Annotated in this window: 35 protein-coding genes; all 35 read right to left on the reverse strand. The window is 30.3% G+C overall.

Annotated features, from left to right (window positions below):
* Positions 1-33: 33 nt before the first annotated feature.
* The 35 genes from aspS to CRU94_RS00490 all read right to left on the reverse strand — a co-directional run bounded on the left by aspS (position 34) and on the right by CRU94_RS00490 (position 19,655).
* A complete protein-coding gene (gene aspS, locus CRU94_RS00320) occupies positions 34-1,785 on the reverse strand; it encodes an aspartate--tRNA ligase (protein WP_129104858.1) in 1,752 nt (583 codons plus the stop codon).
* Between the two features lie 43 nt (positions 1,786-1,828).
* Positions 1,829-2,965, reverse strand: coding sequence for a hypothetical protein (locus CRU94_RS00325; RefSeq protein ID WP_129104859.1), 1,137 nt, complete (start codon positions 2,963-2,965; stop codon positions 1,829-1,831).
* A complete protein-coding gene (locus CRU94_RS00330; protein ID WP_129104860.1) occupies positions 2,962-3,630 on the reverse strand; it encodes a uracil-DNA glycosylase in 669 nt (222 codons plus the stop codon). The genes CRU94_RS00325 and CRU94_RS00330 overlap by 4 nt, the downstream gene beginning before the upstream one ends.
* Before the next feature lie 70 nt (positions 3,631-3,700).
* The gene (gene infA / locus CRU94_RS00335; protein WP_129104861.1) at positions 3,701-3,919 is read right to left on the reverse strand and encodes a translation initiation factor IF-1; all 219 of its coding nucleotides are present in this window, start codon (positions 3,917-3,919) and stop codon (positions 3,701-3,703) included.
* 9 nt (positions 3,920-3,928) lie between these two features.
* On the reverse strand, positions 3,929-4,693 hold the full coding sequence (gene map / locus CRU94_RS00340) for a type I methionyl aminopeptidase (RefSeq protein WP_129104862.1): 765 nt from the start codon (positions 4,691-4,693) through the stop codon (positions 3,929-3,931).
* A 2-nt stretch (positions 4,694-4,695) separates the two neighbouring features.
* Entirely contained in the window at positions 4,696-5,958 is a 1,263-nt protein-coding gene (gene secY, locus CRU94_RS00345; RefSeq protein ID WP_129104863.1) for a preprotein translocase subunit SecY, read from the reverse strand.
* 2 nt (positions 5,959-5,960) lie between these two features.
* The gene (gene rplO / locus CRU94_RS00350; RefSeq protein ID WP_129104864.1) at positions 5,961-6,359 is read right to left on the reverse strand and encodes a 50S ribosomal protein L15; all 399 of its coding nucleotides are present in this window, start codon (positions 6,357-6,359) and stop codon (positions 5,961-5,963) included.
* 4 nt (positions 6,360-6,363) lie between these two features.
* Positions 6,364-6,804, reverse strand: a complete 441-nt coding sequence (rpsE, locus tag CRU94_RS00355) for a 30S ribosomal protein S5 (protein ID WP_129104865.1) — start codon at positions 6,802-6,804, stop codon at positions 6,364-6,366.
* 9 nt (positions 6,805-6,813) lie between these two features.
* Positions 6,814-7,173, reverse strand: coding sequence for a 50S ribosomal protein L18 (gene rplR, locus CRU94_RS00360; protein ID WP_129104866.1), 360 nt, complete (start codon positions 7,171-7,173; stop codon positions 6,814-6,816).
* A gap of 9 nt (positions 7,174-7,182) precedes the next feature.
* Entirely contained in the window at positions 7,183-7,719 is a 537-nt protein-coding gene (rplF, locus tag CRU94_RS00365; RefSeq protein WP_129104867.1) for a 50S ribosomal protein L6, read from the reverse strand.
* Between the two features lie 9 nt (positions 7,720-7,728).
* Positions 7,729-8,127 (reverse strand): 30S ribosomal protein S8, encoded by a 399-nt coding sequence (rpsH, locus tag CRU94_RS00370; RefSeq protein WP_066161667.1) that lies wholly within the window; start codon positions 8,125-8,127, stop codon positions 7,729-7,731.
* 12 nt (positions 8,128-8,139) lie between these two features.
* Positions 8,140-8,325 (reverse strand): type Z 30S ribosomal protein S14, encoded by a 186-nt coding sequence (locus CRU94_RS00375; RefSeq protein ID WP_066161669.1) that lies wholly within the window; start codon positions 8,323-8,325, stop codon positions 8,140-8,142.
* The gene (rplE, locus tag CRU94_RS00380) at positions 8,325-8,873 is read right to left on the reverse strand and encodes a 50S ribosomal protein L5 (protein WP_129104868.1); all 549 of its coding nucleotides are present in this window, start codon (positions 8,871-8,873) and stop codon (positions 8,325-8,327) included. The genes CRU94_RS00375 and rplE overlap by 1 nt, the downstream gene beginning before the upstream one ends.
* Positions 8,874-8,876: 3 nt before the next feature.
* Entirely contained in the window at positions 8,877-9,113 is a 237-nt protein-coding gene (rplX, locus tag CRU94_RS00385; RefSeq protein ID WP_129104869.1) for a 50S ribosomal protein L24, read from the reverse strand.
* Entirely contained in the window at positions 9,113-9,481 is a 369-nt protein-coding gene (gene rplN / locus CRU94_RS00390) for a 50S ribosomal protein L14 (RefSeq protein ID WP_066161675.1), read from the reverse strand. Before rplN ends, rplX begins: the two co-directional genes overlap by 1 nt.
* Positions 9,481-9,732 carry a 30S ribosomal protein S17 gene (rpsQ, locus tag CRU94_RS00395; RefSeq protein ID WP_129104870.1) on the reverse strand — a complete coding sequence of 84 codons (252 nt, stop codon included), beginning with the start codon at positions 9,730-9,732 and terminating at the stop codon, positions 9,481-9,483. Before rpsQ ends, rplN begins: the two co-directional genes overlap by 1 nt.
* 9 nt (positions 9,733-9,741) lie before the next feature.
* Entirely contained in the window at positions 9,742-9,933 is a 192-nt protein-coding gene (gene rpmC / locus CRU94_RS00400; protein ID WP_129104871.1) for a 50S ribosomal protein L29, read from the reverse strand.
* The gene (rplP, locus tag CRU94_RS00405; RefSeq protein WP_066161682.1) at positions 9,920-10,345 is read right to left on the reverse strand and encodes a 50S ribosomal protein L16; all 426 of its coding nucleotides are present in this window, start codon (positions 10,343-10,345) and stop codon (positions 9,920-9,922) included. Before rplP ends, rpmC begins: the two co-directional genes overlap by 14 nt.
* A gap of 2 nt (positions 10,346-10,347) precedes the next feature.
* Positions 10,348-11,052, reverse strand: a complete 705-nt coding sequence (gene rpsC, locus CRU94_RS00410; protein WP_066161683.1) for a 30S ribosomal protein S3 — start codon at positions 11,050-11,052, stop codon at positions 10,348-10,350.
* Positions 11,052-11,384 carry a 50S ribosomal protein L22 gene (gene rplV, locus CRU94_RS00415; protein ID WP_066161686.1) on the reverse strand — a complete coding sequence of 111 codons (333 nt, stop codon included), beginning with the start codon at positions 11,382-11,384 and terminating at the stop codon, positions 11,052-11,054. Before rplV ends, rpsC begins: the two co-directional genes overlap by 1 nt.
* 2 nt (positions 11,385-11,386) lie before the next feature.
* Entirely contained in the window at positions 11,387-11,662 is a 276-nt protein-coding gene (gene rpsS / locus CRU94_RS00420) for a 30S ribosomal protein S19 (protein ID WP_066161688.1), read from the reverse strand.
* Positions 11,663-11,671: 9 nt separating this feature from the next.
* Positions 11,672-12,499, reverse strand: a complete 828-nt coding sequence (rplB, locus tag CRU94_RS00425) for a 50S ribosomal protein L2 (RefSeq protein ID WP_129104872.1) — start codon at positions 12,497-12,499, stop codon at positions 11,672-11,674.
* Positions 12,500-12,509: 10 nt separating this feature from the next.
* On the reverse strand, positions 12,510-12,791 hold the full coding sequence (locus CRU94_RS00430; RefSeq protein WP_066161694.1) for a 50S ribosomal protein L23: 282 nt from the start codon (positions 12,789-12,791) through the stop codon (positions 12,510-12,512).
* Position 12,792: 1 nt separating this feature from the next.
* On the reverse strand, positions 12,793-13,404 hold the full coding sequence (gene rplD / locus CRU94_RS00435) for a 50S ribosomal protein L4 (RefSeq protein WP_129104873.1): 612 nt from the start codon (positions 13,402-13,404) through the stop codon (positions 12,793-12,795).
* Positions 13,401-13,976 (reverse strand): 50S ribosomal protein L3, encoded by a 576-nt coding sequence (rplC, locus tag CRU94_RS00440; RefSeq protein WP_129104874.1) that lies wholly within the window; start codon positions 13,974-13,976, stop codon positions 13,401-13,403. Before rplC ends, rplD begins: the two co-directional genes overlap by 4 nt.
* Positions 13,977-13,995: 19 nt before the next feature.
* Positions 13,996-14,310: a 30S ribosomal protein S10 gene (gene rpsJ / locus CRU94_RS00445; RefSeq protein ID WP_066161700.1), complete on the reverse strand. Its 315-nt coding sequence runs from the start codon at positions 14,308-14,310 to the stop codon at positions 13,996-13,998.
* A 210-nt stretch (positions 14,311-14,520) separates the two neighbouring features.
* Positions 14,521-14,982 (reverse strand): N-acetyltransferase, encoded by a 462-nt coding sequence (locus CRU94_RS00450; protein WP_129104875.1) that lies wholly within the window; start codon positions 14,980-14,982, stop codon positions 14,521-14,523.
* Positions 14,972-15,574, reverse strand: coding sequence for a ribosome biogenesis GTP-binding protein YihA/YsxC (gene yihA, locus CRU94_RS00455; RefSeq protein WP_129104876.1), 603 nt, complete (start codon positions 15,572-15,574; stop codon positions 14,972-14,974). Before yihA ends, CRU94_RS00450 begins: the two co-directional genes overlap by 11 nt.
* Before the next feature lies 1 nt (position 15,575).
* Complete coding sequence (locus tag CRU94_RS00460) at positions 15,576-16,070, reverse strand: LptA/OstA family protein (RefSeq protein WP_129104877.1); 495 nt, start codon at positions 16,068-16,070, stop codon at positions 15,576-15,578.
* 10 nt (positions 16,071-16,080) lie between these two features.
* Positions 16,081-16,605 (reverse strand): LPS export ABC transporter periplasmic protein LptC, encoded by a 525-nt coding sequence (gene lptC, locus CRU94_RS00465; protein WP_129104878.1) that lies wholly within the window; start codon positions 16,603-16,605, stop codon positions 16,081-16,083.
* Entirely contained in the window at positions 16,596-17,093 is a 498-nt protein-coding gene (locus CRU94_RS00470) for a KdsC family phosphatase (RefSeq protein ID WP_129104879.1), read from the reverse strand. The genes lptC and CRU94_RS00470 overlap by 10 nt, the downstream gene beginning before the upstream one ends.
* Entirely contained in the window at positions 17,090-17,662 is a 573-nt protein-coding gene (hisB, locus tag CRU94_RS00475; RefSeq protein ID WP_129104880.1) for an imidazoleglycerol-phosphate dehydratase HisB, read from the reverse strand. Before hisB ends, CRU94_RS00470 begins: the two co-directional genes overlap by 4 nt.
* 9 nt (positions 17,663-17,671) lie before the next feature.
* Positions 17,672-18,514, reverse strand: coding sequence for a septal ring lytic transglycosylase RlpA family protein (locus tag CRU94_RS00480; RefSeq protein ID WP_129104881.1), 843 nt, complete (start codon positions 18,512-18,514; stop codon positions 17,672-17,674).
* A 33-nt stretch (positions 18,515-18,547) separates the two neighbouring features.
* Complete coding sequence (locus CRU94_RS00485; protein WP_129104882.1) at positions 18,548-19,336, reverse strand: TatD family hydrolase; 789 nt, start codon at positions 19,334-19,336, stop codon at positions 18,548-18,550.
* 13 nt (positions 19,337-19,349) lie between these two features.
* Positions 19,350-19,655 carry a hypothetical protein gene (locus CRU94_RS00490; protein ID WP_129104883.1) on the reverse strand — a complete coding sequence of 102 codons (306 nt, stop codon included), beginning with the start codon at positions 19,653-19,655 and terminating at the stop codon, positions 19,350-19,352.
* Positions 19,656-19,665: the final 10 nt, after the last annotated feature.

Here is a 19,665-nt window from a genome sequence, read left to right on the forward strand (position 1 = left end):
TGTAGTTTTTATATTTTTTGTCAAGAGCTACTTCTAGCTCTCAACACTTTTTCGCACACGAATATGTAACTCTTTTAATTGTGCTTCATCAACGCTTGATGGAGCTTGAGTTAATAGACATTGAGCTTTTTGAGTTTTTGGAAATGCTATTACATCTCTAATAGAATCAGTTCCAGCTAAAAGCATAATCATTCTATCAAGTCCTAATGCAAATCCACCGTGACTTGGTGCTCCATATTGTAAAGCATCAAGTAAGAATCCAAACTTCTCTTTTGCTTCTTCTTGGCTAATTCCCATTAGTTCAAACACTTTACTTTGAATCTCTTCTTTGTGAATTCTTATACTTCCTCCACCAAGCTCTGTTCCATTTAAAACAATATCATAAGCGATTGATTCAATATCTTCTATATCATCTTTATTTAAATCTTTTGGCATTGTAAATGGATGGTGAAGTGCTTTTGTTCTTCCATCTTCAACTTCAAACATAGGGAAATCTACAACCCATAAGAACTCATAAGCATCTTGAGGAATAATATTCATCTCATTTGCAAGGAACAGTCTAAATCTTCCCATATAATCCCAAACAGTTTTTTTATCTCCAGCTCCAAAGAATACTACATCTCCAACTTCAAGATTTGTAACTTTTACAATCTCTTCTAAATCAGCTTCACTAAAGAATTTAGTTAATGGACCTTTTAATCCATCTTCCTTCATTTGGAAGTATCCAAGACCTTTTGCTCCAAACTTTCTTACATAATCTTCAAAACCTTTCATCTGTCTTTTTGAGAAGATATTATCTCCATTTGGACATCTTAAAGCTTTAATTCTATTGTTCTTTTTATCTTTTGCAATATCTGTAAAGATTTCGTTTGTTGATTTTTCAAAAATATCAATAACATCAATTAAAGGCATATCAAATCTTAAATCAGGTTTATCACTTCCATAACTTTCCATTGCTTCACTATATTTCATTCTTTTAAAAGATGATGGAATTTTTTTACCACATTTTGTAAATATATCGTAAATCAATTTCTCAGCAACAGCTATAACATCCTCTTGAGTACAAAAAGACATCTCAACATCTATTTGAGTAAATTCAGGTTGTCTATCTGCTCTTAAATCTTCATCTCTAAAGCACTTTGCAATTTGAAAATATCTATCAAATCCAGCAACCATTAAAAGCTGTTTAAATAGTTGAGGAGATTGTGGAAGTGCATAAAACTCACCAGCGTGAACTCTTGATGGAACTAAATAATCTCTTGCTCCTTCTGGAGTTGATTTTGTTAAAATTGGAGTTTCAACATCTAAAAATCCTAACTCATCAAGTGTATTTCTAGCTTGAATAGTTGCTTTACTTCTTAATTGAAAAATATCAAATGATTTTTTGCTTCTTAACTCTAAAAATCTATTTCTTAGTTTTATCTCATCATTTACCTTTTCATCATTTATATCAAAAGGCATAGCTTTAGATCTATTTTCAATAACAAGATTCTCTAAAATAATCTCAATTTTTCCAGTCTCTAAGTTTGGATTTTCAAGTCCTTCACCTCTAGCTCTTACCGTTCCAGTTGCAATTAAAACATACTCATCTCTTACAGTTTCTGCAATTGCTAGTGCATCTTTACAATCTTGAGGATCTGCTACAAGTTGAACTAAACCACTTTTATCTCTTAAATCTATAAAAATAATTCCACCGTGGTCTCGTCTGCTATTAACCCACCCAGCTACTGTTACTTTTTCTCCTATTAAATTTTCTCTTACACTACTACAATAATGTGTTCTCAAAATTAATCCTTTTTCCTAAATAATTGGCGATTTTATCTAAAACCTACTTAATTTCTACAAATCCAAAAGCTGTACTAATATACAATTTTGGAATATATATAGCTTGATTATTTTCAACTTTTGTTGAAACAATTTCATTATTACCTTTAAGTAAATAGTTTACTCCAACTAATGTTGAATAATCTACCCACTCATAACTAATATTTCCACCAAAGTTTGAAATACTATCTTTTAACTCACTTGAAACTCTATCTATAGAGTTTGCTAATAAAACTCTCTCTCTATCTTTATCTTGAGTTAGAGTCATTAAAATTGGATCATATAAAACTTGCGTTGCAAATATAATTTTTGGATCTATCTCATTTGCTCTAAGTTGAGAGAGTATCAAAGAACTCTTTACAATATCCAAATTTAAAAATATAAAACTACCATTTAATCTATCATCTTTTACAATATTTTTAAAGTTTGTATCTGTTCTTTTTATATCTTTTTGAATAGAGGTAGTTATATTTAACTCATCATAACTATGTTTTAATTTATTTCCTAAATATGTGTCCAGATAAAAAAGTACATTATCTGAATCGCTATATTGACTTAACTTTTTCAACTGCTCACTATAAGATATTGCACCAAAAATAATATTTTCACTTAAAACTAAATTTTCATCACCTAAAACATACTCTTTTTTTTCAATTAAAGGAAAATATATTTTAAAGTTATCAATTTTAATCTCTTTTAAATTATCTACACTCTCAGGTGTAAATAGAGCTACTACATTTTTAATCTCTAAATCTTCTAACTCATCTATAACTTTTTGCATATTTTCTAAACTCTCATCAAGAGTATCAATAGCTATAAGATTATATTTTTCATCTATAAAATTAAGATATCCCAAAATAGTATTTATAGAGCTCTTAGCGTATCTGCCAACTAATTGTGATGGATAGATAAGTGCTACATTGATTTTGTTATTTTTTGGATTAAAGTAATAAGAGCTATCTTTTTTTTCAAAAGGGTCAATTATCTCCTCTTTTATTATTGAATCAATTGGTTTAATTATCTCAATATTTGAATCTTTAATCTCTATTGGAGTATCTTCTGTTTTTAAATCTACAACTTGCTTTTGATAACACCCTACAAATAAAAATGCTACAAATAAAATATTAATTAAATAGTTCAATCTATCTCCTCATATAATTTTTTAATTTTTAATAAATCTTCAAATGCCTCTTTTTTAAAAGATGGATTCTTTAATAAAAAAGTCGTTGAATAAGTTCCTATAAATAAAGATTTATTAAAATTTAAAATTTCTCCTCTTTTTTGAGAAAAATCTTCACTATCTTTTAATAGATAACTAAAAACTCTCTCTCCAAAAGCAACAATAATTTTTGGTTTTACAATATCTAGTTGCTTAAATAAGTAACAACTACAACTATCAAAATTTTCAACAGTAGCTTCACTTCTTCCTCTACATTTTACCAATGTAGTGATATAAACATCCTCTTTTTTTAATTTTAAAACTTTTTCTATCATATTAAGTAACATATCACCACTAATACCTGAATAAAAAGAGCCTAACTCATCTTCACTTTTTGTTGGTTCGTCACAAATAAAAACAATTTTACTATTTAAATTTCCATATGAAAAAAGAGGATTTTTTCTACTTTTTGAAAGTTCACATAGATGACAATTCTCAACTCTTGATTTTAATTCACTAAGATTTGATGGCAAAGCAAAGTCACAAGATGATTTTTTTTGCAAAATTAAATCTTGAGTATAGTTAAACCCAAAAAGTTTTAAACTGTGTAAATATCTTAAAATTTCTGTTCTTTTTGTTTTTGTCATATGGGATTTTACTAAAAATTTACTTTAGTGTTGATTGAAGTGTTAAATGAAGCCTTAAAGCTTCATTTAACTATTTTTTTCTATGTACTATTCTGCCTTTATCAAGTGAATAAGGCGTAATTTCTACTGTTACAGTATCATTTGGTAATATTTTTATATAGTGCATTCTCATCTTTCCTGAGATATGACACAATACAACATGACCATTATCTAACTGTACTCTAAACATTGCATTTGGTAAAGCCTCTATAACTTTTCCATCAATTACGATTACATCATCTTTTGCCACATTTTTCCTTTAATCTTCTATCTTACTTAAAATAACTGCTCGTCCATCAACAACAGCAACTGTATGCTCATAATGGCTACCTCTTAAACCATCAGCAGATACAACATCCCAACCATTTTCTAAAATAACTGGATTTCTATCTTTCTGACAAATCATAGGTTCAATACAAAAAACCATACCATTTTTTATTTTTGGTCCAGATTTTGCATTTCCGTGTTCCAAGTAATTAGGAATTTCAGGATCTTCATGTGGTTTTCTTCCAATTCCGTGTCCACAAAATCGAATCAATGGAACAAATCCTCTAGCAACTATAAAATCTTCTATTGCTTTTGATAGTTCTTTAAATCTCATGCCCTCTTCAATAATGTCAATTGCATAATATAAAGCATCTTTAGCACAAGCAATTAATTTCTCATCTTCTTTTGAAATCTTTCCAATTGGCATAGTAATTGCACTATCACCATACCAACCATCAACCTCTGTTCCAATATCAAGACCTAAAATATCTCCCTCTTTTAAAACAGTATCAGATGGAATTCCATGAATTATAACCTCATTTAATGAAGTACAAACAGCATTTGGAAATCCATAAAGTCCTTTAAAAGCAGCTCTTGCTCCTAGGCTTTTAATTACTTTTTCACCCATAGCATCAACATCTTTCAAAGTCATACCTGCTTTTACATTCTCTTCAAGATATTTTAGTGTTTTAGCAACTGCTTGATTTGCAACATAAAGTTTTTCAATCTCATTTGGTTTTCTAAGAGCGATAGACATTTTTATAGTCCAACCGCACTTAGAGTTTGATATTTATTTGAGTATTGTTGAGCCTCTATTTTTCTCATAGTATCAATAGCAACTTGGACTACGATTAAAACTGAAACCCCACCAAAATAAAATGGTACTCCCATAGCTTTTACAACTAACCAAGGAAGTGTTGAGATTAACCCAAGATAAATAGCTCCCCAAAATGTTAATCTTCCAGCTACATCATTTAAATAACCAGCAGTTCCCTCTCCTGGTCTAATTCCAGGGATGAATCCACCTTGTCTTTTTAAATTTTCACTAATATCTTTTGCATTAAATGTAATTGATGCATAAAAGAATGCAAAGAAAACTACAAATAAAAACATAAATAGGTTAAAAGTATAAGAACTAGGATTTAAATAATCAGCAATAATTACTAAATAAGGATTTTGTGAACCTTGTAATATAGTTGCTGGAAACATTAAAATCGCACTTGCAAAAATTGCTGGAATAACTCCACTTAAGTTTACTTTAATTGGAATATAGTTCATTATTCTTTTATTCTGATTTTGCATAACTACTTTTCTTGAATAAGAGACAGGAACTCTTCGTTCTCCTAATTCAACATAAATAATAGCTCCAACTGTTGCTAAAATTACAAGTAAAATACCAATAACAGTTAAAATACTCATTTGTCCATTATTTACTAACTCAACTGTTCCACCAATAGCACTTGGAATTGCTGAAACTATACCTGCAAAGATAATTAAAGAAATACCATTTCCAATACCTCTTTGAGTTATTTGCTCTCCAATCCACATTAGAAGCATTGTTCCAGTTAACATTGAAATAGCTGAAACTGCTATAAATGTATTCATATCAATAGAGATTGCTGTTTGACCATTTTGACCAGTTAATGAGTTTAATCCAATTGATACTCCAATTGATTGTATTAAAGTAATAACAATAGTTGTATATCTAATGATTTGCATATATTTTTGCATTCCATCTCGCTCTTTTTTAAGTTTTCCAAGCGATGGGAAAGTTGCTGCTAGAAGCTCCATAATAATAGAAGCTGTAATGTAAGGCATAATTCCTAGTGAAATAATACTTAATCTCTCAACTGCATTACCACTAAACATATTAACTAATCCTAATGCATTATTTGCATTTGAATCAAAGAACTCTTTAACTACATCAATATTAACTCCAGGTACTGGCACGTATGCCAGTAATCTGTAAAGAAAAATAAAGCCTAATGTAATAAGAATCTTATTTACTAGATCTTTACTCATAATTAATTTCCAGTAGTTGTAACGTTTTCGTCTTTTATTTTAGCACTTAAATTTTTAGCTGTTGAACCAATAAGTTTTACTTTTTCAACAGTTCTTGATAATTTATATACACTTTTAATAGTTTCAAGTGTAATCTCTGGTAATTCAGCAACTGCAGTTATTTTATCTACATTTAATGAATAAGGTTTAACTACTCTTGAAGTAAATCCTACTTTTGGAAGTCTTCTTGAAAGTGGTTGTTGACCACCTTCAAAACCTCTTTTTACATTGTAACCAGATCTAGCTCTTTGACCTTTGTTACCTTTACCAGCAGTTTTACCGTTACCGCTTCCTTGTCCTCTACCTTTTCTTTTAGCATTTTTTGTGCTACCACAAGCAGGTTTTAAATTTTCTAATAACATATTCTTATCCTTTTATTCTTGATAGTGCTTCAACAGTAGCTTGTACAAGGTTATTTGGATTATTTGAACCTAAAGATTTTGCAATAATATCTTTTAATCCAGCAAGCTCAAGAACAGGTCTTGCAGCTCCTCCAGCGATAAGCCCAGTACCCTCAGATGCTGGTTTTAATAATATTTTACTTGCATTATACTTGTGTTCAATATCATGTGCTATTGTAGTTCCTTTAATAGAAACCGTAACTAAGCTTTTAAATGCATCATCTAAAGCTTTTTTAATTGCATCTGGAACCTCTTTTGCTTTTCCTGTTCCAAACCCAACTGTACCGTTTTTATCTCCAACAACAACTAAAGCTGTAAATCTGAATCTTCTTCCACCTTTTACAACTTTTGTTACTCTTCCGATTTTAACGATTGCTTCTTGAAATTCTTCTCTATTTACTGCCATCATTAATCCTTATAATTTAATACCATTTTCTCTTAATGCGTCAGCAAATGCTGCAACAACACCATGATAAAGATACCCGTTTCTATCATAAACAACAGCTTCTATACCAGCTGCTTTTAATTTACTAGCAAACTCAGCCGCAACTTTAGAAGCATTCTCTTTATTTCCACTTAAACCCATAGCTTGAGAGCTAATTGCTGCTAAAGTTCTACCTTCAGCATCATTTATAGCTTGTGCACTAATGTATTTGTTAGATTTAAAAATCGATACTCTTGGTTTATCTGCTGTACCAGAAATAGTAGCTCTAACTCTCTTTTTTCTTTTAATTCTTAAAGCAATTTTTTTTGCTAAATCTTTTTCTCTACTCATAGTTACACCTTACTTCTTAGCCGTTTTTCCAGCTTTTCTGATGATTCTCTCATCAGTATACTTAACACCTTTACCTTTGTAAGGTTCTGGTTTTCTAAAGCCTCTAATAATTGCAGCAGCCTGACCAACTTGTTGTTTATCTGCACCTTTAACAGTAATGATATTTTTCTCAACAGAGATATCTAAACCTTTAGCAATCTCAAAATTAATTGGATGAGAGTAACCTAAAATTAACTCTAAAACATTACCTTTTACAGCTGCTTTATATCCAACTCCATTGATCTCTAAAGTTTTAGTAAATCCTTCATGAAGACCATTAATTGCATTTGCAGTTAATGCTCTATAAGTTCCCCAGAAAGCTGCTGACTCTTTTGTCTCACCAACTTTTGAAAGAACTACTTGATTATCTTCAATTTTTGCATAAACTCTTCCATGAGTTTCAACTGTTGAAACATTGTTTCCTTTTTTAACACTAATAAGTGTTCCATCTATTGTTACTTCAATTCCTGAAGGAATTGCGATAGGTTTTTTACCAATTCTAGACATTACACCCTCCTACCAAACAGTACAAAGTACTTCACCACCAACATTAGCAGCATATGCTTCATCGTTAGCAATGATACCTTTATTTGTTGAAAGGATAATAGTACCGTATCCGTTTTTGAAATTTTTAATTTCTGAAGCTGGTTTATAAACTCTTCTTCCTGGTTTTGAAACTCTTACAATTTCGTTAATTGCTGATTTCTCTTTATCATCATATTTTAATTCAACTTGAATTGTTTTTTTATTATTTTGTCCATCAATAACTTTAAAACCAGAAATATACTCTTTTTGTAAAAGTACATTAACTACACCAGCAACTGTATTAGAGTGTAATAGTGTTGTAACTTCTAATCTTCTCATAGAAGCATTTCTAATTCTAGTTAAAGCATCTGCGATTAAATCATTCATCATAGCTTTTTTCTCCTACCAACTAGCTTTTCTAACTCCAGGTAATAAACCTTCGTTAGCCATTTTTCTTAAACAAACTCTACATAGACCAAAATCTTTATAAACTGAGTGAGGTCTTCCACAAACAGAACATCTAGTGTATGCTCTTACAGCAAACTTAGGTGTTCTTTTTTGTTTAGCGATCATAGATTTTTTTGCCATTACGCTCTTCCTTTTGTAAATGGAATTCCAATTAACTCTAATAGTCTATAAGCTTCTGCATCAGAAGTTGCAGTTGTAGCAATAGAGATATTCATTCCATGTGTTTTAATGATGTTATCATAAACTACTTCTGGGAACATCAATTGTTCATCAAGTCCAAAGTTAAAGTTTCCTCTTCCATCAAATCCATTTTTATTTACACCTCTGAAGTCTTTTACTCTTGGTAATGCAATAGTACAAAGTTTATCTAAGAAGTGATACATATTTTCACCTCTTAATGTTACTTTAACTCCAACAGGCATTCCTTCTCTTACTTTAAATCCAGCAACAGATTTTTTAGCAATAACTTTAACTGCTCTTTGACCTGCAATTAAAGAGATTGTATCCTGAATGTTTTGGATTAGCTTAGTATCTTTCATAGCTTCACCAGCACCAACAGAGATAACAACTTTATCAATTTTTGCAGTTAAAGTTTTGTTTTTTGGAAACTCTGTTTCAAGAACTGGTTTAATCTCAGCTTTATATCTTTCTAATAATCTTGATGCCATATTTTACCCTTCCACTTTTGCCACATTTGAAATATCAATTGGCATCTCTTTGTTTACAAATCCACCATCTGGATTTCTCTCTTGGTCTGGTTTAACAGTTTTTTTAGCAACTTTGCAATCTTTTACAATTACTTTGTTCTTTTTTGGTAATACTTGTAAAACTTCTCCAGTTTTACCTTTATCATCACCAGCGATGATTTTAACAATATCACCTTTTTTAATTTTTAATTTAATAGCCATTATAATACCTCCGGTGCAAGTGAAACGATTTTCATAAATCCTGAATATCTTACTTCTCTGGCAACTGGTCCAAAAATTCTTGTTCCAATAGGCTCTCTTTTAGCATCTAAAATAACAGCTGCATTATCATCAAATCTAATTAATGAACCATTCTCTCTTTGTACCTCTTTATGAGTTCGTACAATTACCGCTTTTACTACTTGACCTTTTTTGATTCTTCCAGTTGGTAGAGCTTTCTTAACAGAAGCTACAATTACATCTCCAACAGTTGCGTATCTTCTTTTAGAACCACCTAAAACTTTGATACACATAATCTCTTTAGCACCAGTATTATCAGCTACATTTAATCTTGTAAAACTTTGAATCATTATTTAACTCCTGTAGCAACTATTGTCTTAAGTCTAAAAGATTTAGTTTTTGACAACGGTCTACACTCAACTGCAATAACAGTATCACCTTCATTTAACTCATTTTTTTCATCATGAACTAAATATTTTTTAAATCTTTTAACAGTTTTGTGATATTTTGGGTGTAAAACAGATCTAGTTACTAAAACAGAAGCTGTTTTATCACCTGATCTTTTTACTACTACACCTTGAATCTCTCTTTTATGTGACATACTAGATCCTTAGTTAGCTTTAACAGTTGTAATAGCAGTCTGAATTCTAGCAATATCTTTTTTTGCTACTCTTAACTCAGATGTATTTGTTAACTGCATAGTTTTTAGCTTAGCTTTTAATTCAAAAAGAAGCACCTTTTTCTCTTTTAATAACGCTTGTAATTCGCTCAAGCTTTTATCTTTAATATCAGTATAGTTCATTTTCGCTATCTCTTGTTACAAATTTAGTTTTAAATGGTAGTTTATGCATAGCTAAAGCTAAAGCTTCTCTTGCTAAATCTTCATCTACTCCAGCCATTTCAAAACATACTCTTCCTGGCTTAATATTCATTACCCATTTATCAACTGAACCTTTACCTTTACCCATTCTTGTTTCTAATGGTTTTGCAGTAAGTGGTTTATCAGGGAATACCATAATCCATACTTTTGCTTGTCTTTTTACTTTTCTTGTCATTGCAACCCTAGAAGCTTCGATTTGTCTTGAATCTACTCTTCCGTGTTCAACTGCTTTAATTCCAAAATCTCCGTAAGCTAAAGAGTTACCTCTGTGAGCTTCACCTCGATTTCTTCCTTTCATCATTTTTCTAAATTTTGTTCTTTTAGGCATTAACATAATTATTTACCTCTTTTCTTTGCTGGTCTTCTTTTTGGTTTAGACTCAGTTGATTCAGATTTCTCAGCTGGAATTCCTTTTGCAAGAACCTCACCTTTGAATATCCAAACTTTAATACCAATACAACCATAAGCTGTATGAGCTTCAGCAAAACCATAATCAATTCTTGCTCTTAAAGTATGTAATGGAACTCTTCCTTCTAAATACCACTCAGTTCTTGCCATTTCAGCTCCACCAAGTCTTCCAGAAACAGATACTTTAATACCTTTTGCTCCACTTTTTAGTGCATTTTGCATAACTCTTTTCATAGCTCTTCTAAATGCAACCCTTCTTTCTAACTGTTGAGCAACATTTTCAGCTGATAAAAGAGCAGAAATTTGAGGTTTTCTCTCCTCTTTAATATTAACTGCAATCTCTTTACCAACAAGTTTTGATAAAGAATCTTTTAATTTCTCAACATCTGCACCTTTTTTACCAATGATAATTCCAGGTCTTGCAGCAACAACTGTAACTCTTACTTTTTTAGCAGTTCTTTCAATAACTGTTTGAGCAATTCCAGCATAATATAACTCTTTTTTAACAAATTTTCTAATTTTGTCATCTTCTGCTACATTTGCAGGCATTGTTTCGAATTTTGGAAACCATCTTGATTCCCAGTTTCTATTAATTCCTAATCTTAAACCTATTGGATTAACTTTTTGACCCATTACTTGTCTCCTTTTGTAGATGCTGCTACTTCAATCATGATATGTGCTGTTGGTTTATGCTTTGGAGAAGCTGAACCTCTTGCTCTTGGAGTAAATCTTTTAAGAACTGGTCCTTTATCTACTCTAGCACTTGTAATAACTGCATCTACTGGATCTAAACCAGAGTTTGCAACAGCTGAAGCTATAACTTTTTTAATAATTGCAGCTGCTTTGTTTGGTGTAAATTGTAAAGATGCAATAGCATACTCTGCATTCATACCTTGAACTTCTTTTGCAATTAATCTAGCTTTAATAGGAGAAACTCTAATAAATTTTAATATTGCTCTTGCCATTATTATGCCTTTCTTTGAACAGAACCTTTGTGGCCCTTGAATGTTCTAGTTGGTGCAAACTCACCTAATTTATATCCAACATGGTTCTCTGTAATATTTACAGGAACAAAGTTTCTACCATTATGTACATTAAATGTTATACCAATCATATCTGGAAGAATTGTTGATCTTCTTGACCATGTTTTAATTGGTTTTTTATCTTTTGAACTATTAGCAGCCACTACTTTTTTCATTAAGTGTGAATCTACAAAAGGTCCTTTTTTTACTGATCTTGCCATCTTAAACCCTTACTTCTTTCTTCTTGAAATGATTAGTTTATCACTAGCTTTTTTCTTTCTAGTTTTATAACCTTTAGTTGGCATACCCCATGGAGTAACAGGGTGTCTTCCAGAGTTAGTTTTACCTTCCCCTCCACCGTGTGGGTGATCAATAGGGTTCATTGCAGATCCTCTTGTTTGAGGTCTAATTCCAAGGTGTCTATTTCTTCCAGCTTTACCAACAACCATATTTATATAATCCTCGTTTCCAACTACACCAATTGTAGCCATACAAACTCCAAGGATTTTTCTCATCTCACCTGATGGTAATCTTAAGATAACATATTTATCTTCTCTTCCCATAATTTGTGCATATCCACCAGCAGATCTAGCAAATTGTGCACCTTTTCCAGGTTTTAACTCAATATTATGAACCATTGTTCCAACAGGAATACTTGCTAATTGCATTGCATTACCTGGTAAAATATCAAGTCCAGAAATAGCAGATTGTACTTTGTCTCCAACTTTCATTCCTGAAGGTTGAATAATATATCTTTTATCTCCATCAACATAAGAAACTAAACAGATTCTACAGTTTCTATATGGGTCATACTCAACAGTAGCAATTGTACCTTCAATTCCAAATTTATCTCTTTTGAAATCAATAATTCTATAAAGTTTTTTTGCACCTGCTTCTTTGTGTCTTGATGTAATTCTTCCATTATTATTTCTACCAGCATTTGCTTTTACTCTTACAAGTAAAGATCTTACTGTTGGTTTTGAAGTAATATCAGAACTTTCAATAACTGACATAAATCTTCTAGCAGGAGTGATTGGTCTAAATTTTTTAATTGACATTATTTACTCCTTATGCTGATAGGTTCGCAATAGCTGCGCCCTCAGGTAGCGTTACATAGAATTTTTTAAAGTCAACTCTTTTTCCAAGTTTTCCTCTAAATCTTTTAACTTTACCATCTTGTCTTAAAGAGTTTATTTTTGTTGGAGTTACTCCAAAATACTCTTTAAACACCTCTTTTAAACTAGTTTTTGTCATTCTTGGACTTGTTTGAACAACAATAACACCATTTTCTTGAAGCTCAATTGTTTTTTCTGTATATAAAATTGATTTAATATCTGTAATATCTGCCATCTTAAGCCTCTTTTGTTAATGCTTCTAGTACTGATTTTTCAATTAGTACAGAGTGATATACTGCAAGTAAATAAGCATTTACTTCTTGCTTTTCAATCATATAACAGTTTTTAAGATTTCTAAATGCTAAATAAGTTTTCTCATCAATTGAATCAACAACAATTAATGTATCTCTTTTATTTAATTTACTTAAAACTGCAACCGCATCTTTAGTTTTACCTGACTCAAGATTAATTGAATCAACAACAAAAAGTGAACCATTGTTTGCTTGTGCATTTAAAGCATATTTAAGTGCTAAAGCTTTTTGTTTTTTATTTACTTTTTGCTCATAGTTTCTTTTTGTAGGACCAAATATAACCCCACCACCAACAAACAGAGGTGATCTTTTAGAACCCCATCTAGCTCCACCGCTACCTTTTTGTGCTTTAGGTTTTTTACCACCACCGCTCACTTGTGCTCTTGTTTTAGCTGCTGCTGTGTTTGATCTTAGAGCTGATAAATATGATTTAACATATAAATATAAGTTATGTCTATTTATCTCTTCGTAACTAGCTGGTAAAACTACTTCACCACTATTTTCAAATTTTGTATTTAATACTATTGCCTTACTCATTTAGCAACCTTTACTTTACCTAATGTTCCATTTGCACCAGAAACTGAACCTTTTACAATTAAGATTCCAGACTCTTGATCAAATGATAGAACTTCATTTTTTACAGATACATTTGTATTTCCGTATTGTCCTGGCATTTTTTTACCTGGTTGAACTCTTCCTGGGAACTCACAGTTACCAATTGAACCTGTTCTTTTACCCATTCTATGCCCGTGAGCATTTCTTCCACCAGCAAAATTCCATCTTTTAACAACCCCAGTGAAACCTCTACCTTTTGTTCTAAAAGTAGTTTTTACAACTTTAGCTTCACCTAAACCAGAAACATCTAAATCTCCAGCTTCACTGTTTGCTACATTTAGAGTTACAAATCTATTAAACTCTTTTGAAAGTTTATATTTTTTTTGTTGTCCCTCAATAGCTTTGTTAAATTTTTTACCATTGCTATAAGATACTAGTGCTACACCATCAGTAACTTGACATACTTTCGCATCAAGAACTTTTAAAAGTGTAACAGCAGTACTTGGAACAGAAACTGTTCTACTCATACCGATTTTTTGAACTATAAATTCCATCTTGTATTACCCTTTCTTCTTATTCTTGACCCATTGATCTTACTTCAACATCCACTTCAGGAGCTAAGTCTAGTTTCATTAAAGAATCAACAGTATCTGCAGTTGCAGAGATAATGTCTATTATTCTTGTGTGAACTCTAATCTCAAATTGCTCTCTTGAATCTTTGTTTACGTGAGGACCTTTGATAACTGTATATCTTCTGATTTTTGTAGGAAGAGGGATTGGACCTCTTAAATCAGCACCAGTTCTTTTAACAGCTTCAACTATTGAAGCAACACTTCTGTCTAAAACTCTATGATCGTAAGCTTTAAGCTTTAATCTGATTTTTTCCATATATTTTTTTCCTTTAAAGAACTCGTTAGATACCAAAAAATGGTTCTAACCACATTAAGTGGACGCGGATTATAACTTATTTTTGATTAAGAGTCAATACTTATGGGGCTTTTGAAAGAAATTATTGAAATTTACTTCCTTTTAAAAAGGAAGAAAACTCAATTTTAATAGAGATAGTAAGTTAGTTTTAAGCAAGATATTCTATAAATTTTATGTATCCTTTACCATTGCTATTTCATTACATATAGGAAAGAGTTTACATTTTATACAATCAGCCCAAACTTTTTGTTCAGGAATATCCTCTTTACTTATCTCTTTAAATCCACAACCTAAAAAGAAATCTTTCTCATATGTTAAAGATAAAACCTGTTTTATTCCATAAAACTTAGCCTCTTCAACACACTTTTCTACAAGTTTTTTACCAAGACCAAGACCTCTGAAATCCTTGCTTACTATTAAACTTCTAACTTCTGCCATTCTTGGTGAATGAATGTGAGTTGCTGTAAAACCTGCCATTTTACCATCAACTTCAACTACTATATAAGATCTTATTGTAGTTGCCATCTCATCGCTTGAACGAAATAGAATAATTCCTTTTTCAACCTCTTCTTTTACAAGCTCTTGCATTTTTGGTATATCAAGAACCGTTGGTTTATAAAATCTAATTTCCAAACAGATACTCCGTAATTTTATTTTGAAGATCAATTATACCTTTTTTCTTTAAATTAGATAAAAATATTCCATCAGGATTATCTCTTTTTAAAATTCCCAATTCACTACTATTTAACTTATCTATTTTTGTAAAAGCATTTATAATAATCTGATCACCTCTTTTAATACTTTTTAAAAATTCATCAACATTTTTATCAATCTCAAGAGTTGGATGTCTTGAGTCTATTAAATGTACAAATATTTGAAGATTTGGTCTTTGCTCTAAATATTCAGTTAAATTTCTATTCCAAGCAGCTTTTAGACTCTTTGCTACTTTTGCATAACCAAATCCTGGTAAATCTACAAATCTTGCATAAACATAAGGTGTCTCTTGATTTGTTGTTTTAAATTTAATCTCAAAATAGTTTATAAGTTGAGTTTTACCTGGAGTTGATGATGATTTTGCAAGATTTTTTTGATTTGTAAGTGAGTTTAAAATTGAAGACTTTCCTACATTTGATCTTCCTAAAAATGCAACCTCTGCAACTGATGGTGGTGGTGAATCATTTAAGCTTTGTGCTGATTGCAAAAATTTTGCATCTATTAAATTCATACTACTCTTCCTTTTGTTTTTCTTTATTATCAATATTTAGTATAAATCTAACAGGTTTTTTTTCATTACCTTTTACTCTAGCTTCGCCGTTTAATTGGTTTATATAAATATGATCTCCATATACTTTTCTATCTTCATTTACTTCATGTAAAAAAGCATTTCCAATAATATTGTACTCATCTTTTTTTGGTTCATAAATAATTTTATCTCCACTGCCTTTATAAAGCTTTCCATTTGAATATATCTCAAAATCAGCCTTCTTTGTTGCTTCATATTTTGAAACAACCTTTTTATTTGTATCTTTGTCAATTTCAAAAAACAGCTCAAGCTTTTGTGCATTGAGTCTATCTTCACCCATTTGTATCTTTACATTTATTTCAAAAGTTGCTACATTTCTACTATCTTCTGCTTGAAAATATACTGCATCAATTGTTAGTTTTTCATTTTTTGCTATTAAAGTTGAGATTGATAAAATTAATATTAAAAAAATTTTCATTTATAAACTCCTAATTTTTTTCAATTATAAATTGCGTTCTTCTTGATTTTATATAGTTTTTATTCATATCAAAATATAAATTTGTTCCACTATAAAAATTTTCATAATAAATCGAATTAAAAGGGGATTTATTTCTTGCTATTTTTTTAATGTTATCAAAATATAACTCATCTGTATTAAACTCTATAAAATTATCTCTTTTAAACTTTACACTATTTGCTAAATAATACTTCTCACCTTTTTTCTCTATAAACTCTGCTTTTAAACTATCTTTATAATAACTTTTTTTACTATCTTTATTAAATATCTCAATATTTGCAAAATAGATCTCATCTTTATTTTTATATCTAACAGCTTGTGTCGAGATAATCTTTTTACTAACTCCTATATCATTTAAAGTGTACATTACTGGATTTTCAAAAATAAAAATTGGTCTATTCTCTTTTTCATTACCACTTACTGAACTTTCTATAGGATAGTAGTAAAATAGTAAACTTAAAATTAGTGATATAAAAAAAAAGAGTTTTAAAGCCATAAGTTTAAAAACTCCTCCTCAAGATTCTCCTCTTTTAAAATATACTCTATCATCTCTCTTGCAGCTCCGCTTCCACCGCTTTTTTTGCAAACTACATTTACACTATTTTTAACAAGCTCTATTGCATTTTGTGGAGCAAATGAAAGTCCTACTTTTTTAAGCATTTTAAGATCATTTAAATCATCGCCAATAGCTGCAACTTGATTGTATTGCAAGTTCTCTTTTTCTAAAATCTCATCAAGAACTGCTAATTTATCTTTTACATTTTGGTATAAATACTCTATTTTTAGCTCATTTGCTCTATACTCAACAATTTTTGACTCTCTTCCTGTAATAATTGCAGCTTTTTTTCCTAAATGTTTTGTCCAAAAAACTATTGCAAAACCATCATTTACATTAAAAGTTTTAAACTCTTCAAGGCTGCTTGAATATGTAATATCACCATTTGTTAAAGTTCCATCAACATCAAAAACTAAAAGTTCTATCATAAAACACCTTTAGTACTAGGAATTCCAAGTTTTTCATTTTTTACTAAAGCTCGTCTTAATGCAACTGCAAAAGCTTTAAATGTTGCTTCAATAATATGATGTTTGTTTCTTCCTCTATCTTGTATTAAATGAAGTGTTATTCCAGCATTTCCACTTAAAGCATGGAAAAACTCTTCAACCAACTCTACATCAAACTCTCCTACTTTTCCACTAACATTTACTTCATAAACCAAAAAAGGTCGATTTGATAAATCCAAAGCACATGTTGTTGCTGCTTCATCCATAACAACAGTCGCATTTCCATATCTCTCAACTGCTTGTATTGGAAAAATTGCTTTTTTAAGTGCTTGTCCTAAAACTATTCCACAATCTTCAACTGTATGATGTGAATCTATGTGTAAATCACCTTTACACTCTAAATTTATATCAATTCCACTGTGTTTGCTTAAAGCTTCAAGCATATGGTCAAAAAATCCAACTCCTGTATTTATAGAAAATTTTCCACAACCATCTAAAGTTAAACTACACTTTATTTGCGTCTCTTTTGTATCTCTTTTTATCTCTACCATTTTATCTCCTTACTCTCTTATAACTGCACTATTTAAGCCATTTTGATTTTTAAAATTTTCAGCTTCAACTCTAGATTTAAAACCTTTTATATAAACTCTATAAATTCCACCACTCTCTACATAATCTATATTTTTATTTGAGAATCTCTTTTTATACTCATTTTTTGTAAAAATTGCACCATCTTCTAAACTAAATGCACCAATTTGAAGTGATACATTTCCATTTTTAACTACTTTATTTGCTTTATTATTTGGTTCAATATAATCAACCGCTGGTTTTGAAGGCGGTACATAACCTACGCTAAAATCAGGATTTGGGGCATTTGTATCTCCTATTCTTCCATTAAATCCTAAAACTGTAAGCCTAACTTTAGCTGTTCCTTTTTTAACCATATCAATATCATGAGCAGCTTTATTTGATAAATCAATTATTCTATCTTTTACAAAAGGTCCTCTATCATTTATTCTTACTATTGCACTTTTACCATTTTCTAAATTTTCTACTTTTACAATTGTATTCATAGGGAAAGTTTTATGAGCTGCTGTCATTGCATACATATTGTAAATTTCACCATTTGAAGTCTTTTTTGCATGAAAATCAGGTCCATACCAAGATGCAACGCCTGTATATTTTTCATTCATTCTTGGAACTGCTGGATGATATCTTACTCCCATAACTACATAAGGACGCATTGTTGCTCTTTGTACAGCTTCACTATTATTTATATTTTTTGTAGATGATTTTTTTGTGTAATCACTATTTACACTTCTTACACTACTACAAGAGCTAAAAAATATTATTATAAATATTGTTAAAATTACTGTTATTTTATATGTTTTAAAAAGATGCAAAATCTCTCCTTTTTTAAAAACGAGAGATTTTATCTAATTTATACTGCTAAACTCTTTAAATAGTTTTTTTGCATTTTTTGTTGTAAGTTCTTCTATAAAATCTTCATCTAAATTTAAAAGTTCAGCCATCTTTTTTGCGACATAAATAGTATAATATGGCTCATTTCTAACACCTCTATGTGGATGTGGTGTTAAATATGGAGCATCTGTTTCAATTATTAATTTATCTTGTGGAATTAAAGGTAAAATCTCAACTAATTTTTTTGCATTTTTAAAGGTTATTACTCCACCTATTCCAAAATAGAAATTCATATTTGCCAAAGGAAGAAGATGAGCACTTGCATTAAAACAGTGTAAAACACCACCAAGTTCACTTGATGCATATTTTTCCAAAATCAATCTTGAGTCATTTGAAGCTTCTCTAATATGAATAATTAAAGGTTTTTGATACTTTTTTGATAGCTCTATTTGAGATATAAATACCTCTTTTTGTCTTTTAATATTCTCTACTTTTTCAAGCTCATCATCTGGCAATCTATAATAATCTAAGCCACACTCTCCAATAGCAATACATTTTGGATGATTTACATATTTTTCAATAATTTTTTCATCATAACTATCTATATCATAAGGGTGAGTTCCAACAGCAAAAAAGACCTCTTTATATTTTTCACTAAGCTCTATTGCTCTTGGAAGAGTTGCTACATCAGCACCTGGAATTAAAAAGGCTTTAACACCAACTTCTAGTGCATTTTTTATAACTCCATCTATATCGCTTAAATAAGCTTCGTTGTCAAGATGACAATGAGTATCTATAATAATTTTCTATCCTTTATTATGATAAGAATCTATCTTGTAATTGAACAATTAAATTGTTTATTTGAGCAATTTCACTTGATCTAATCCAAGCATCTATTCCAAAGTTTTTAAAAGCTTCATAATCTTCATCATCATCTAAAACTGCAATTGATACATACTTTTCATTACAAACATTATGTTTATTCTCTTCGTACTCAAATATTGTCTCTATATCCAAAATAACAATATCAGCTTTACTTGAACTTCCTGAGTGAAAATACTCTACATTAAACTCTGGATTAAATAGTGTCTCATCTACTTGACAAAAAGTAACGATATTCATGAACTCCCCT

This window comes from Arcobacter sp. AHV-9/2010 (assembly GCF_004116575.1).
GTDB classification, from domain to species: domain Bacteria; phylum Campylobacterota; class Campylobacteria; order Campylobacterales; family Arcobacteraceae; genus Aliarcobacter; species Aliarcobacter skirrowii.

What these genes read in the sequence shown, in the direction of transcription:
- CRU94_RS00330 (WP_129104860.1), bottom strand. Translation starts at nt 3,630, where the DNA reads ATGACAAAAACAAAAAGAACAGAAATTTTAAGATATTTACACAGTTTA.
- map (WP_129104862.1), bottom strand. Translation starts at nt 4,693, where the DNA reads ATGTCTATCGCTCTTAGAAAACCAAATGAGATTGAAAAACTTTATGTT.
- secY (WP_129104863.1), bottom strand. Translation starts at nt 5,958, where the DNA reads ATGAGTAAAGATCTAGTAAATAAGATTCTTATTACATTAGGCTTTATT.
- rplO (WP_129104864.1), bottom strand. Translation starts at nt 6,359, where the DNA reads ATGTTATTAGAAAATTTAAAACCTGCTTGTGGTAGCACAAAAAATGCT.
- rpsE (WP_129104865.1), bottom strand. Translation starts at nt 6,804, where the DNA reads ATGGCAGTAAATAGAGAAGAATTTCAAGAAGCAATCGTTAAAATCGGA.
- rplR (WP_129104866.1), bottom strand. Translation starts at nt 7,173, where the DNA reads ATGAGTAGAGAAAAAGATTTAGCAAAAAAAATTGCTTTAAGAATTAAA.
- rplF (WP_129104867.1), bottom strand. Translation starts at nt 7,719, where the DNA reads ATGTCTAGAATTGGTAAAAAACCTATCGCAATTCCTTCAGGAATTGAA.
- rpsH (WP_066161667.1), bottom strand. Translation starts at nt 8,127, where the DNA reads ATGATGAATGATTTAATCGCAGATGCTTTAACTAGAATTAGAAATGCT.
- CRU94_RS00375 (WP_066161669.1), bottom strand. Translation starts at nt 8,325, where the DNA reads ATGGCAAAAAAATCTATGATCGCTAAACAAAAAAGAACACCTAAGTTT.
- rplE (WP_129104868.1), bottom strand. Translation starts at nt 8,873, where the DNA reads ATGGCATCAAGATTATTAGAAAGATATAAAGCTGAGATTAAACCAGTT.
- rplX (WP_129104869.1), bottom strand. Translation starts at nt 9,113, where the DNA reads ATGGCTATTAAATTAAAAATTAAAAAAGGTGATATTGTTAAAATCATC.
- rplN (WP_066161675.1), bottom strand. Translation starts at nt 9,481, where the DNA reads ATGATTCAAAGTTTTACAAGATTAAATGTAGCTGATAATACTGGTGCT.
- rpsQ (WP_129104870.1), bottom strand. Translation starts at nt 9,732, where the DNA reads ATGTCACATAAAAGAGAGATTCAAGGTGTAGTAGTAAAAAGATCAGGT.
- rpmC (WP_129104871.1), bottom strand. Translation starts at nt 9,933, where the DNA reads ATGAACTATACTGATATTAAAGATAAAAGCTTGAGCGAATTACAAGCG.
- rplP (WP_066161682.1), bottom strand. Translation starts at nt 10,345, where the DNA reads ATGTTAATGCCTAAAAGAACAAAATTTAGAAAAATGATGAAAGGAAGA.
- rpsC (WP_066161683.1), bottom strand. Translation starts at nt 11,052, where the DNA reads ATGGGTCAAAAAGTTAATCCAATAGGTTTAAGATTAGGAATTAATAGA.
- rplV (WP_066161686.1), bottom strand. Translation starts at nt 11,384, where the DNA reads ATGGCAAGAGCAATATTAAAATTTATTAGAGTTTCTCCTATTAAAGCT.
- rpsS (WP_066161688.1), bottom strand. Translation starts at nt 11,662, where the DNA reads ATGGCAAGATCAGTAAAAAAAGGACCTTTTGTAGATTCACACTTAATG.
- rplB (WP_129104872.1), bottom strand. Translation starts at nt 12,499, where the DNA reads ATGTCAATTAAAAAATTTAGACCAATCACTCCTGCTAGAAGATTTATG.
- CRU94_RS00430 (WP_066161694.1), bottom strand. Translation starts at nt 12,791, where the DNA reads ATGGCAGATATTACAGATATTAAATCAATTTTATATACAGAAAAAACA.
- rplD (WP_129104873.1), bottom strand. Translation starts at nt 13,404, where the DNA reads ATGAGTAAGGCAATAGTATTAAATACAAAATTTGAAAATAGTGGTGAA.
- rplC (WP_129104874.1), bottom strand. Translation starts at nt 13,976, where the DNA reads ATGGAATTTATAGTTCAAAAAATCGGTATGAGTAGAACAGTTTCTGTT.
- rpsJ (WP_066161700.1), bottom strand. Translation starts at nt 14,310, where the DNA reads ATGGAAAAAATCAGATTAAAGCTTAAAGCTTACGATCATAGAGTTTTA.
- yihA (WP_129104876.1), bottom strand. Translation starts at nt 15,574, where the DNA reads ATGAATTTAATAGATGCAAAATTTTTGCAATCAGCACAAAGCTTAAAT.
- CRU94_RS00460 (WP_129104877.1), bottom strand. Translation starts at nt 16,070, where the DNA reads ATGAAAATTTTTTTAATATTAATTTTATCAATCTCAACTTTAATAGCA.
- lptC (WP_129104878.1), bottom strand. Translation starts at nt 16,605, where the DNA reads ATGGCTTTAAAACTCTTTTTTTTTATATCACTAATTTTAAGTTTACTA.
- CRU94_RS00470 (WP_129104879.1), bottom strand. Translation starts at nt 17,093, where the DNA reads ATGATAGAACTTTTAGTTTTTGATGTTGATGGAACTTTAACAAATGGT.
- hisB (WP_129104880.1), bottom strand. Translation starts at nt 17,662, where the DNA reads ATGGTAGAGATAAAAAGAGATACAAAAGAGACGCAAATAAAGTGTAGT.
- CRU94_RS00490 (WP_129104883.1), bottom strand. Translation starts at nt 19,655, where the DNA reads ATGAATATCGTTACTTTTTGTCAAGTAGATGAGACACTATTTAATCCA.